The sequence below is a fragment of the Bacillus sp. T2.9-1 genome (assembly GCF_950097965.1).
Classification (GTDB): Bacteria; Bacillota; Bacilli; order Bacillales; family Cytobacillaceae; genus Niallia; species Niallia hominis.
In genome coordinates this window covers 20,237-33,802 of sequence record NZ_CATNHG010000106.1, presented here as the reverse complement: position 1 = coordinate 33,802, position 13,566 = coordinate 20,237, and the positions used below count along the sequence as shown (strand labels likewise).

Below are 13,566 nucleotides of genomic sequence, written 5' to 3'. Positions count from 1 at the left end.
ATTATACTCCTATCATTTTCAGATAGCAACTATTAATAGAAAAGCGTTTGAGTCAAGTATTTGTGGGAGAAATTTTTTATCGTCGGAATTTCTCTCTTTTTCAGTGTGTTTGCTATCTCTATTGTTAACGCTTTCTATACTTACTCTATTTATAGTCAGGCTGTTTTCGTAAAATTTTTTGGGATCAATAGACCGTTCCTTTCCGCTACAGGCACTTGCTTTCCGCGGGGAGGAAGTCGAGCCTCCTCGCCGTTCCGGCTGTGGGGTCTCGACCTTTCCTCTATGTCCCGCAGGAGTCAAGTGCCTTTCGCTCCAATCCACTCTGCGTTTTCTATGTTGTTAAAATCCATAACCTTTTAGAATACAGTTTACAGTTAAACGTCGACAATCCTTTTTAAAATCCTTGTAATGCTTTTAACGCATGATATAGTGGCTTTCCTGTTGTTTGACTCAAATAGGCAATGTTTTGTCTTGTTGCCTGTCCTGCTGTTTTGGTTAGTTTTTCACGGTAGTATTTTGGTTTTATATGATTTGATTCCTTCTCTTCCAATCGTTTCGTCATTGTTCCGATCAGTGTTTTAATATCTAATCCATCTTTTAAGCCAACCATGAATCGAATAAATGCATCTATTCCTTTTTCACTCCATGCCCTTCCGTTTTTCAGACGCTTGGCAAACACACTCATGGTTCCTTCTGCGCTGCCCATCGGACGCATATCACTCGTATCTATTCCTTGTTCCTGTAACCAAATTCTATAGTCTCCAAGTGCCTCGGGATATGGAGAAAGCTGGTTAATTAATGCTTCTAATCGTTCTTCTTTTTTCTCTGTATCCAGGGTCGCCACTGCACTATTTAACTCTACTAATAATCCCTCTCCATCATACTTAGCTAGCTTTTTTCGTATCGCTTTATATCTAGGATGTTCTTTAAAAATACGTTGGATTTCTCGAGCTACGTGGAATCTGTCTATCGTGAAAAAAGCTTTCTTTTGAAAATACTCTCTGCACGCAGTTATCCAACTAGCTCCGTCCCCATTGATAGCTAAAAGATGAGTAGTTGGATCGTAATGATACGTATCCATTAAAAATTGTTCTAACTCTTCCCAGAAAGGTGCTTCTGCTTTATGAATAAAATGCCGTTTTCCCACAAGACTGGCTCTCTTTCCATTCATAGACCAACCTTCATGGATAGCTGCGATCTTTTCTTCTCGTCCGCGCTTCTTACCACCTTGCCGTTTAATAAATAAGCCATCTACTTCGATAAATAATACCTTTCTTTTTGGTTCGATTGGCAAGCTCGGTACAACTTCTGTTTGTAATAAATGTTGACGAATCGCTTCATGACTAGCTACAGAGTATCCAAGTAATTTTTCTAACGTAGAAGATGCATGTCTGTATGATGGCCCAGTAACCGCCAATTCCATCGCCATTTCTTCCACAACTGGACTAAATCCTTTACCGCCCTCAAACTGTAAATATTGATCTAATAAATAGACATATTTGTTGCCGATACGATCCCAATAGTAATTTCGCTTAATTGAAACAGATCCAAATAAGGTGTCCATCTGAATCGCTCTCTTATCTTTGAGTTGATATCTTCCTTTATCTCGTTGTTCAGCTATTTCTCTGTCATACCCAGTTAACAGCTCCTCGAGAACTTCCGAAAAAGTTTCCTGTAATGTTTTAAATAAATCACTTTCTATTTCTTTTAATGTAGGTAGTTTTATGGTATTTTGTTTCATAGGGACTTTCTCCTTTTGTATGTTTTGTCCGCAAACACTACTATACAAAAAGAAAGTCCCTTTTTCTTTATTTTTGCTCATACTACCGCGCTTGCGTTTGGTTGGCGGTCTAACGACCACCAACCAAACCAGAGGGTAAATTATTTTCTACCCACAAACATTTTACTCATACTTACTATTAATTTGAATGGATGAGAACAGAATGACATAAGTTAGAGATCATGGGAAATGTTAACGAAAGTAAAAAAATATTTTTGTCTAATCTATTTATTGCCAATATGGTATAATTAGTATAATTTAACTATATAATTAGGTGGAGTTCAAGAAATAATTAATTCTATTATATCCATGATAAAATAAAACCTAGTGTATAGTAATATTTAGTGGTATTGCAAACTAGATTCCTCCTATTCACATTTGAATAGATATGTAATTAGTACTATATTATAGGCTTTATCATTGTTGGTTTACATCCTCAATAGAAAAATATTTCCCGTTAATTTTATTCTGATTGGTTACATATATAAGTTGTTATTTTGGTACTTATTCTAAAAGGGAATCTATTTATGAATCAGTACAAAAGTATTATAATTACGACAATAAATAAAAAATCAATATATATAAAATAAAGATTGTTCCTTGGAAAAGTGCTTCGATTAATTTTTACTCTTTATTAAATTTATCTCGTATTTATATTTTAAATAAGAATTACTAAATCAAAGAATGAATAGTTAGGTGAATTAGGTGATAAATACATGGACTTCCTTGGCCACCAAAAAATATTAATATTAAAAAGTCGTTTTTTTGAATTGTATGATATTAAATTAATAAACGATGATTACGACATAATTATCCAAGAAGCGCTCCAAGCGATAAAAGAAGTATTTGGGGCTGTTGAAGTTACTCTATATACCAGTGAAGAATGGGATTTGAATTGGTCAATCGTATCCACCACAGCTAGTAGAGATGATTTAGGAAAGAATACCTGTATAAAGGAAAATTTACAATTGGCAAGTGGGTATAAATTTTTCCGGTTGCCTATTACGGAAGATACAATACATGATTATATGATGCTAGCCCTGAAAAGTAAGGAGAAACTTGACTATATTCTAGCAATAAAGATCAAGAAGGAATTATTGGACGAGCCAAATGGAGAAATTTCTTTATTCGATATGGTAGCAAAGGAAGTCGGAATATTATTTAGAAATATGCAAAATATGTTAAATGTTAATAGAGATAAGAAGAAATATAAGCAGTTATTTAAAGTGACTGAAAAATTTCATTCCTCTATGAAAATGGAAGATGTATTAAGAGAGGTTATTTTTACCTTAAAAAAAGTGTATCCTTCGTATCATTATTATCTTTTGCTATCACATGATAATAATAGTCCAATGGATCTGCCAATAAAGGATTTAGAATATGACAGTGAAAACATGGCCGCTATGGAAGCATATGTTACGGCTGAATTGCAATTCGAAAATTTGAAAGAAGAAAAAAGTTCTGTTATCTATGCTCCTTTAAAAGGAAAACAAGGAGTATACGGAGTTCTGCAAATTATTGTTCCAGATGTTAGCTCTTTTCCGAAAAATGAAGTGGAATTTATTTCTTTATTGGCAAATACGGCAGGAGGTGCATTGGAAAATGCTCAGCTGTATCAGCAATCAAAAAAATTAGTTACTGATTTACAGTTAATAAATGAGGCGTCGGATCAATTAAATTCTAATTTACGCTTAAATGAAATGATGACATATATTTGTGAAAGAATATCTGCGAGTTTTAATGCAAAGGAAGTAGGATTTATTCTGTTTTCCATCGAAAATGATTCAACAAAAGTGCTACAAGGAAGCTCTTCTTTCTTTTTTGAGCCGGAATCGAAGAATTATATTGATTATTTTAAAGAGAAAATTCAAATGGAGAAAGATTCCCTCTTTTTAGGAGATTTCAGTATGCAGCTTGAGGATGTTCGGTATAAGTCTGTAATGGCTGTGCCTATGATGCAAACAGGGGTATTAAAGGGGTTTGCTATAGTAATGCACCCAGATGCATACCATTTTTCATTTGATACATTTAAACTGTTACAGTCTTTAATACATCATTCTACTCTTGCCTTAACTAATTCCTTGTTAAGAGAGGAGTTGGAAAAAATGGTCGTAACAGATCATTTAACAAAACTTTTTTCTAGAAGTTATTTGGATGAAAAGATTCAAAGGTCCTTAATAGAAGATAAGGAAGGAACATTTATTTTAATCGATATTGATGATTTTAAATTAATAAATGACACATATGGACATCAAATTGGCGATGATATTATCATTCAAGTGGCGAATATTATTAAAGAAAATATTCGGAGTTCAGATGTTGGTTCCAGATGGGGTGGAGAAGAGCTAGCTATTTATTTGCCAAAAGTCACTCTTTCTTTAGGTGTTACGATTGCTGAAAGATTGGTGAAAAAGGTAAGGGATTATTCTAAGCCATCTGTTACCATTTCCTGTGGAGTTTCTTATTGGAATAAGCAAACTAATGATACGTATAATACGCTTTTTAAGCGTGCAGATAAAGCATTGTATATAGCAAAGGAAACAGGAAAAGACAAGGTAGTTATCCAAAATACTCTCCTTGTTAGCGAATAAAAAAGGTGTTCTGCCTCTCATGAAGAAGGGCAGGACACCTTTTTATATTTGGAAGTACATCCCGATTTATTTTATAAACTTAACTAATGTAGATACAAAAATCTCTAAATATTTTTGATCTAATTCATCAAATCTATTCTTTTCTGGAGAGTCAATATCAAGGACGCCTATTAAAGTACCGTCTTCCTTGACTAATGGGATGACGATTTCGGATTGAGAGGCTGCGTCACAGGCAATATGACCTGGAAATTGATGAACATCTTCAACTCTTACTGTTTCTTTATTAAAGGCTGCGGTACCACAAACACCTTTTCCCAATGGAATACGGACACAAGCAGGTAAGCCTTGGAATGGTCCAAGAACAAGCTCATTGTCTTCAACTAGATAAAAGCCCACCCAGTTGGTTTTTTCTAGAAATTGATTTAATAATGCTGATGCATTAGAAAGATTTGCAATTGTATTATGTTCTCCCTCTAATAAAGCACGTAATTGTTTTTCAACTAATTGGTACTGTTCTTCTCGTTTACCTTTATATGTTTCGACGCTAAACATGTATATCACCAATCTTTCTCATTTTTTATGTTGTTTTTTGACGATAAATACAGAAGGAACCCATACTTTGTCGGTAATCTTTTAAAGGATTCTCCCTATTTATAAAGAAGTGTAAGGAATAGCATATTTGTAGATTTAATGGCTGTTCTCCAAAATACTGATATGGAAACTCATACACACTCTTCCTTGAAAAAACAGTCTTTATCATAAAGCGAAGTTTTTAATAATTCAACCATACTTTTTAAGGATTCGCAACAGAAAAGAGGTTAGGCTAGATGAAAGAAATTTCAACAAGGGATGCCATTGTAGAAGCTGCCATTTCGTTATTTAATCAGAAAGGTTATCATGGTACTTCTATCCGAGATATAGCTGGGCTGGCTAAAGTGAATACAGCAAATATTTCCTATTATTTTAATGGTAAGCAAGGATTGTTAGAATATTGTTATATGAATTTTTTCGAAACCTATTTAGAATTGTTAGAACAAGTTTATTTACAATCCTGCAATCCAACGGAAAAGTTAAAAAAATTAGTAGACAGTATTATCACCTATCAATGCAAAAATCCTCAATTAACCAGATTTATATTAAGAGAAGTTACGATTGATTCACAAGTTGTAAGGGAAATAATGTCGACTTATTATGTGAAAGAAAGATATATCTTTACACAAATTTTGGAAAAAGGGATAGAGAAAAAAGAATTTAGGAAACAGTCTATTTCCTATAGTATCATTCAATTAAAAGGGCTACTCTCCATGCCTTTTATTCACTCTTTCTATGTTACCGAGGTTCTTCATATTTTTCTAAATGAAGATTATTTCAAAAGAAAATATTCAGAAGAGATCCATCGATGGATACATGACGTTGTTTGTATGAATGAAAATGAATTATCGATTATTCCATAACATAACGTTCCGGCCTTGTCCTAAATCTTTTGCCTGGTGAGCATCAGAACCATATACTAAGGGGATACCACGTTTAACCGCTTCTTCAGCTATCCACTTTGAAGGATATGGTTCTTTGCAATATGGCTTATTTACTCCTGCTCCGTTATAATCCAGTTCATAATTGTTATTTTTCACTTCGTCTAAAATGGTGAGTATAACAGTTTGAAAGTCTTGGTCAATGGGATACAAATGCTGGAATTTATGTATCAGCGTCATATGACCTATTCGTTTTGGTTTGTTAGGACCTAAGTCTGCTTGAATCGATTTCAAAAGTGTTTGGTAATAAGTAGCATATACTTTTGATATTCCTCCGTACTGCTCTACAATATTTCCAAAAAGCTCGGGGCTGTAATCGACACAATCATAGTGATTGTTTAAAGGATTTTTCAGGAAGTGTACACTTAAAATGCTGTCGTCTAATAAATGACCCCAATCTGCTAGAAAGTTTTTTATTTCTAGTTCAAATCCCTCCATATAATCAATTTCTAGTCCTACATTTATCTTGATTGTTTCTTCATATTCTGCTTTGATACACTGTATTTCTTTTAAATAAATGGGTAATGTTTCGATTGTTATACTGCTGTCTTGCGTTGGTGTTGTATCGATAAACCCTTCTGGTAAGGGGGCGTGCTCGGTAAATGTCATTTCTTTATAACCAAGGGCTAATGCCTGTTCTACGTATTGTTTAAGAGAATCTTTAGAACCATGTGGACAAAATGGAGTATGGATATGTCCGTCTTTTTGCATGGGAATAATCACCCTTTCTATATTTGCTAATATTGATATATACCTAATATAGCAGGAAGACTAATAAAGAAGTAGTTATACGTGTTATTTTTGAAAAATACTTATATAATTTAAGTTATCTAGCGAACTTTGAAAAAAGTAAACGAAATTATGAAAAAAACGTAAAATAATAGTCAAAAAATGTCGTTTACATGTTATCATAAATACAAAGAAATTTACCTGCAAAAAGGGAGATATCTAATATAGCTTAAAACATTTTGCTTGGATTTTGAAAAAGTAATCTTTTTTTTACGGCAGTTACCTTTATGCGTATTATTTTTGTGGAATACTGCTCTTTACTATTAGATAATTATTAGCTTAATTAAAATAGATACGGAATTATGGCCGGTGTATGAACAGGGGGCTTCAAATGAATTACATAATTGGTGGAATAGGTTTAGTTATTTGCCTATTTGTAGCGGGATATTTTATTAAACGAAAATATTATAATGGTGTCGATGAATTAGAAAATTGGAAAATAGACATGATGAATCGTCCCGTATTAGAAGAGCTTGCAAAGGTTAAACAATTGAATATGATTGGACAAACCGAAGAGTTGTTCGAAAGATGGAGAAAAGAATGGGATGACATTGTTACTACCGAATTGCCTACTATTGAGGAATTGCTTTTTGATACGGAAAATTATATTGATAAATATAACTTTCCGAAAGCCAAGAAGACACAAGATACTATTCGCTTTAAAATGGAAAGTGTAGATAAAAGAATTGATACTATATTAGAAGAACTTAATAATCTAGTTGGTAGTGAAGAAAAGAACAGATCGGAAATTGAAGAACTTAAAGAATCCTACCGTGTCAGCAAAAAAAATCTTTTAGCACATCGTCATACTTATGGTGAGACAGAGAAAAAGATTGAAACAATGCTTCACGAAGTTGCGGAATTATTTATAACTTATGATGAAAAAACGAATAATGGGGATTATTTGGAAGCAAGAGAGATTGTTTATAAAATGCAAGAACGTTTAACAACGATTACTTATCTGATGGAAAAAATTCCTCCATTACTGATTGAATGTCAGACAAAATTGCCAGAACAACTTGATGAGTTAAAAGATGGCTATGTAGATATGTTGGAGCAAGGATACATCTTGGAACATTTGCAAATGGAAGAAGCAATCGAAAACTTAATGAATGAACTTGCATCAACTGAAAATGATTTAAGAGAAGGAAAAGTTGAGGCAGTAGAAAAGGTTATTGCAGAAATACAGGAAAAGCTGGATTTGCTATATGATTTATTAGAAAAAGAAGTACTTGCAAAAAATTATTGTAGTAATAATATCAACGTAACCAAGGAAATCTTAGAAGATGTTCAGCAAGGAAACGCACAGCTTCAAGTAGAAGTTGGATTATTGCAGACAAACTATAATCTAGATAATGAAGATATTGAACTGCAATTTAAGCTTGAGAAGAAATTAAATCATCTCTATAAGCAATATGAAGTATTAGAACATAAGCTCTTGACTGAATCAGCAGCACATACTCTGTTGGGAGAAGAACTTAAGGAACTGAAAGGGCAATTAGAAAATGCCTCTTTAGAACAAAAAGAATTATTTGATAGGCTGCATGCTCTACGTAAAGATGAAGTTTCTGCACATAATCGTATAAGAGAACTAAGTAAACAAGTGGCAGAAGCTATTAGAAGTGTTACTAATAGCAATTTGCCAGGTGTGACAGATGAGTATAATGAGCTAGTACGAGAAGCAAAAGAAAGTATTGATGAAGCAAAAAGAATGTTAGATCGAACACCATTAAATATGGTTGAAGTGAAGAACATAATAGAAGTGACAGAAGAAAAAGTGACGGTGCTAGTTAATGCAACACTTGAATTGGTAGAAACCGTTTATTTAGCAGAGAAAATCATTCAATATGGGAACAGGTATCGTCGCCAATATCAAAAAGTCCATCAAGGCTTATTAGAGGCAGAAGCACATTTTAGAAATTATCGCTATAAAGAAGCATTGCAATATGCTGCAGCAACCATTGAAGAGATAGAGCCTGGAAGTACTAATAAGATTCAAGCTTGGTCACATGAATGGAAAGAAAATGAAAAGTAATGATGAGTAACATCTAATTCCATTATAAGTAGAAAAAAGTCTGAGGGACATGTCTCAGACTTTTTTTGTGGAAAGCGAAAAATTTCTCCGGTTATGGAAAGAGTTAACATTTTATTTCCAGTAAGAATAGATATAATGAATTTTTATGAAGCTTATTCTTTTATTTGAAAAAGTTTTTTGGTAGCATAATAAAGTGAAACTTCGATTAGTGAATATTATTCCGCTTTATAGAGGATAAAGTAGAGAGTTAAAGACGTAACAATTATAACGTTATGTGAGTGAAAATGATTGTCGCTAAAGGAAAAGCGGATTAACGAATTTTTATAATGGAAAGGAAATTCCAATGTAATGATATATTTAGATAATAGTGCAACAACTAAGCCTTTTCCAGAGGTTATTGAGTCTTTTACGACTGTATCCCAAAAATATTTTGGAAATCCATCCTCAATCCATCGAATAGGAATGGAATCAGAGAAGCTGTTAATACAAGCAAGAGAACAAATTGCGGGACTTTTAGAAGTGAAAAGCAATGAAGTATTTTTTACCTCAGGTGGTACAGAAGGAAATAATACCGTTTTAAAAGGAATTGCTCGTTCATATAAAAGTAGAGGGAATCATATTATTACCACAGCAATTGAACATGATTCCATTCACAAAGTAATGGAGCAATTAGAAGATGACGGTTTCACTATTTCTTATGTCCCTGTCGATGAGTTTGGTCAAGTATCAATCGAGGATATAATCAAAAATATACGCAAAGAAACCATCCTTGTTTCTATTATGCATGTAAATAATGAAATAGGATCTATTCAGCCAGTTGAGGAAATCGGTAAACGATTAACCAATTATCCAAATATATTTTTTCATGTAGATGGTGTTCAAGGAATTGGGAAAAAAGCCCTCTCAATAAATAAGGCAAACATAGATGCTTATACCATTTCTGCCCATAAATTTCATGGCTTAAAAGGAAATGGGGTTTTATATATAAAAGAAGGAAAAAGAATAGAACCTTTATTGGCAGGTGGCGGGCAAGAGAATACTTTTCGCAGCGGAACGGAGAATGTTGCTGGTGCAGTTGCTACTGCCAAGGCATTACGAATGCAGCTGCAAAATCAAAAAGAGAAACTGCCTATTCTGAAACAGTTGAATGTTTATTTGCGTGAGGAATTATCTAAGATAGAAGGTATCTCCATTCATACGCCAGCAGCAGAGAAAAGTGTACCTCATATTGTTAACTTCTCCATCGAAGGAATAAAGGCAGAAGTATTTGTTCATGCATTAGAAGAACGTGATATATATATATCCACTACAAGTGCCTGTTCATCAAAGACAAATAAAATTAGTAAAACATTATTAGGAATAGGAGTACCAGAACAGCTTGCAGAAAGCTCGTTCCGAATTAGCTTATCCTATGAGAATACAATAGAAGAAATGGAAAGCGTAATTGCAGCTATAAAAGATATTCAGGAATGGTTGAGAGGGGTAATGAAGTGAAATATGATCGTATTTTAATACGTTATGGAGAGCTATCTACGAAGGGGAGAAACAGAAAGCAATTTGTAGATAAACTAAAACGAACAATTGCAAAGTCTCTAGAGGGCTATCCATCTGTTTCAATTGAAGCAAAAAGAGAAAGAATGTATGTAATGTTAAATGGTGAAAAGGAAGAGGAAATTTCTAAAGTGCTTAAAAACATCTTTGGTATTCAATCCTTTAGCCCAGCAGTAAAGCTTGAGCGGGATATAGAGAAAGTAAAAGCAGCTGCTTTAGATATTGTTTCTTCTTTATATAAAGAGGGATGTACCTTTAAAATAAGTGCAAGACGAGCTGACAAAGAATTTGAACTAGATACAAATGAAATTAATCAGGCGATTGGTGGGCATTTGCTAAAAAATATCTCTGGTTTAAAAGTTGATGTTAAAAATCCTGATATAAATGTTCAGATTGAAGTTAGAACAGAAGCAATCTATCTTTCCTGTGAAAATATTCCAGGGGCGGGGGGGCTTCCTTCAGGAACGAGCGGGAAAGCAATGCTAATGTTATCTGGTGGATTAGATAGCCCGGTAGCAGGATATTTATCTATGAAAAGAGGATTAGAAGTTGAAGGGGTACACTTCTTTAGTCCTCCGTTTACAAGTGAAAGAGCAAAACAAAAAGTAATTGATATTTCGGAAAAGCTTGCAAGTTTTAATGGTCACTTTGTGTTGCATATTGTTCCATTTACAACTATTCAGCAGTTAATTCATAAGCAGATTCCAGAAAATTATACAATGACCGCAACGAGAAGAATTATGCTAAGAATAACAGATGAAATTCGCAGAAGAAAAGAAGCGCTGGCTATTATCACGGGCGAAAGCTTAGGGCAAGTTGCTAGTCAGACATTAGAGAGTATGTATGCAATCAACGATGTAACAAACACACCTATTTTAAGACCTTTAATAACTACAGATAAAACAGAAATAATCGAATGGGCAAAAAAAATTGATACACATGATATCTCTATTCGTCCATATGAGGATTGCTGCACGGTATTTGTGCCGGCATCGCCTAAGACTAAACCAAAAAAAGAAAAAATACAATATTATGAAAGCTTTACTGACTTTGAACCATTGATTGAAGAAGCAGTTAATCATATTGAAACGATTATCCTTAAAAGGGAAGAGAAGAAGAAGGAGACCGAAATAGATTCACTTTTTTAAAGTGTTTTGCATGACCGCCATAAGGGAGAAGTGGTATGATACAAAAATTTCCTGTTTTTTTGTGAACAATTACCAGTAAAAAGAACGAATGAATGCTATGTGTATTACACATTCTATTATCACAAGGAGGTGATACACATGGCAAGCAGCAACAATTCAAATCAATTATTAGTACCTGGGGTTTCTCAAGCTCTAGATCAAATGAAATATGAAATTGCTACTGAGTTTGGTGTAAACTTAGGTGCTGAAACAACTTCTCGTGCTAACGGTTCTGTTGGTGGTGAGATCACTAAACGTTTAGTGCAAATGGCTGAACAACAATTAGGCGGCGGTTTCTCTAAATAATTGAATAGTAATGGCTACAAGAAGCAAGGCATCATGCCTTGCTTCTTCTTTATGTAGGCCTATTTTTTGCTTTTATTGGTAAAAGATTGGCTCCTTAAAGGAACGAAATTTAATTAATTCAAAAATTGGAGATAGGGTAGTATAATGGGTTAAGTATTTACTTTTAGAAACAGGAGGAGACTACATATGCGGACGGAGGATTTAATTGCTCCAGAACAATATAATTTTGTTTCGGAGATTGAGAAATTTGCCCAAAATACAGATAGACTTGCTTTAAAATGGGAGAATGAAGAGGGCGAAACAAAGGAAGTTACTTATTCCTCCTTAATGAAAGCAGCAAATAGAATAGGAAATGTTTTCAAAGAAGAGGGCCTACAAAAAGGAGATGTTGTTCTTGTTATTGTTCCAAGGATAATAGAAGCCTATCAGGTATACTTAGCAGCTTTAAAACTGGGAATAACTGTCCTTCCAAGTTCAGAAATGCTTCGCGCAAAAGATTTACAATATCGCATTAAGCATGGAGAAGTAAAAGGGGTAGTTAGCTATTATCCATTTTTAGAGGAATTAGAATTAGTGGAAGAAATACATACTATTAAACGTTTTGTATTAGGTGAAGCAAAAGAAGGTTGGATGCTTTTAGATGAGCGAGTACTGGAGGTTTCAGATGAACTAGAACTGGTAAGTACACATAAGTCAGATACAGCATTTATTTCCTATACATCAGGAACAACTGGAAATCCAAAAGGTGTCGTACATACGCATGGTTGGGCATATGCTCACCTCAGAACAGCAGCACCAAATTGGCTGAATATTGAAGAAGGTGACCTTGTATGGGCAACGGCAGGTCCAGGATGGCAGAAATGGGTTTGGAGCCCACTATTATCTGTTTTAGGATCTGGTGCAATTGGACTAGTCTATCATGGAAGATTCAACCCGGATAAATATCTGCAGCTTTTGGAGAAATATGAAGTAAATGTTTTTTGCTGTACGCCAACAGAGTATCGCTTAATGGCAAAAGTGGAAGATATTCAAAAGTATCAATTAGATCAATTACGAAGCGCAGTTTCTGCTGGAGAACCACTAAATAGAGAAGTTATTGATGTATTTAAAGCGAATTTCCAACTAGATGTCCGTGATGGATATGGACAAACGGAAAATACGTTATTAGTAGGGATCACAAAGGGAGTAGAATTACGCCCTGGATCTATGGGGAAACCAACTCCAGGAAATAGCGTCGAAATCATAAATGAAGATGGAGAAATTTGTTCAGTAGGGGAAGTTGGAGATATCGCAGTACACAAAGATACTCCTGCATTATTTAAAGAATATTTAAAAGAACCAGAAAGAACAAAAAATCAATTCCGTGGAGATTACTATATCACTGGTGATCGTGCTAAGAAAGATGAGGATGGTTACTTTTGGTTCGAAGGCAGAAGAGATGATATTATTATTAGCTCTGGCTACACGATTGGACCTTTTGAAGTAGAAGATGCTTTAGTTAAGCATAAAGCAGTTAAAGAGTGTGCGGTAGTGGCAAGTCCAGACCCAATTAGAGGAAATGTCGTGAAAGCATTTATAGTTCTTCGAGATAAAATAGAAGGAACAGAAGAATTAATAAAAGAACTGCAAACACATGTAAAAAAATTAACGGCTCCATATAAGTATCCACGTAAAATCGAATTTATGGAAGAATTGCCTAAAACGACTTCAGGGAAAATTAGAAGAGTGGAATTACGAGAGAAAGAAGAGCGTAGCAACTAAAGAAGAAAATAAACTTCTCGTTCTCAAAACAGAG

The 13,566-nt window shown here is 34.2% G+C and carries 10 protein-coding genes; 7 read left to right on the top strand and 3 right to left on the bottom strand.

Translation table 11 applies throughout. The features are described 5' to 3' along the window. Positions 1-394: 394 nt before the first annotated feature. On the bottom strand, positions 395-1,741 hold the full coding sequence (locus tag QQZ16_RS15470; protein ID WP_048717475.1) for an ISLre2 family transposase: 1,347 nt from the start codon (positions 1,739-1,741) through the stop codon (positions 395-397). Between the two features lie 755 nt (positions 1,742-2,496). Between QQZ16_RS15470 and QQZ16_RS15465 the strand changes: the two genes are divergently transcribed. Continuing rightward, a complete protein-coding gene (locus QQZ16_RS15465; RefSeq protein WP_031534978.1) occupies positions 2,497-4,371 on the top strand; it encodes a sensor domain-containing diguanylate cyclase in 1,875 nt (624 codons plus the stop codon). 66 nt (positions 4,372-4,437) lie between these two features. On the opposite strand, the gene QQZ16_RS15460 is transcribed toward QQZ16_RS15465, so the two are convergent. Next, positions 4,438-4,923: a GAF domain-containing protein gene (locus QQZ16_RS15460; protein WP_031534976.1), complete on the bottom strand. Its 486-nt coding sequence runs from the start codon at positions 4,921-4,923 to the stop codon at positions 4,438-4,440. Between the two features lie 275 nt (positions 4,924-5,198). Here QQZ16_RS15460 and refZ point away from each other — a divergent pair, with 275 nt between their 5' ends. Further along, positions 5,199-5,825 carry a forespore capture DNA-binding protein RefZ gene (gene refZ / locus QQZ16_RS15455; RefSeq protein WP_031534972.1) on the top strand — a complete coding sequence of 209 codons (627 nt, stop codon included), beginning with the start codon at positions 5,199-5,201 and terminating at the stop codon, positions 5,823-5,825. Here the strand turns inward: refZ and hisJ are convergent. Continuing rightward, positions 5,808-6,614, bottom strand: a complete 807-nt coding sequence (gene hisJ, locus QQZ16_RS15450) for a histidinol-phosphatase HisJ (RefSeq protein ID WP_031534970.1) — start codon at positions 6,612-6,614, stop codon at positions 5,808-5,810. The genes refZ and hisJ overlap by 18 nt on opposite strands. A 409-nt stretch (positions 6,615-7,023) precedes the next feature. Here hisJ and ezrA point away from each other — a divergent pair, with 409 nt between their 5' ends. The 5 genes from ezrA to mbcS all read left to right on the top strand — a co-directional run bounded on the left by ezrA (position 7,024) and on the right by mbcS (position 13,532). Further along, complete coding sequence (ezrA, locus tag QQZ16_RS15445) at positions 7,024-8,727, top strand: septation ring formation regulator EzrA (RefSeq protein WP_031534968.1); 1,704 nt, start codon at positions 7,024-7,026, stop codon at positions 8,725-8,727. 348 nt (positions 8,728-9,075) lie between these two features. Further along, complete coding sequence (locus tag QQZ16_RS15440) at positions 9,076-10,221, top strand: cysteine desulfurase family protein (RefSeq protein WP_031534966.1); 1,146 nt, start codon at positions 9,076-9,078, stop codon at positions 10,219-10,221. Next, positions 10,218-11,426 carry a tRNA uracil 4-sulfurtransferase ThiI gene (gene thiI / locus QQZ16_RS15435; protein ID WP_284561512.1) on the top strand — a complete coding sequence of 403 codons (1,209 nt, stop codon included), beginning with the start codon at positions 10,218-10,220 and terminating at the stop codon, positions 11,424-11,426. The genes QQZ16_RS15440 and thiI overlap by 4 nt, the downstream gene beginning before the upstream one ends. A 138-nt stretch (positions 11,427-11,564) precedes the next feature. Next, on the top strand, positions 11,565-11,771 hold the full coding sequence (locus QQZ16_RS15430; RefSeq protein ID WP_031534962.1) for an alpha/beta-type small acid-soluble spore protein: 207 nt from the start codon (positions 11,565-11,567) through the stop codon (positions 11,769-11,771). A 186-nt stretch (positions 11,772-11,957) separates the two neighbouring features. Further along, positions 11,958-13,532, top strand: coding sequence for an acyl-CoA synthetase MbcS (gene mbcS / locus QQZ16_RS15425; protein WP_031534960.1), 1,575 nt, complete (start codon positions 11,958-11,960; stop codon positions 13,530-13,532). Positions 13,533-13,566 lie beyond the last annotated feature (34 nt).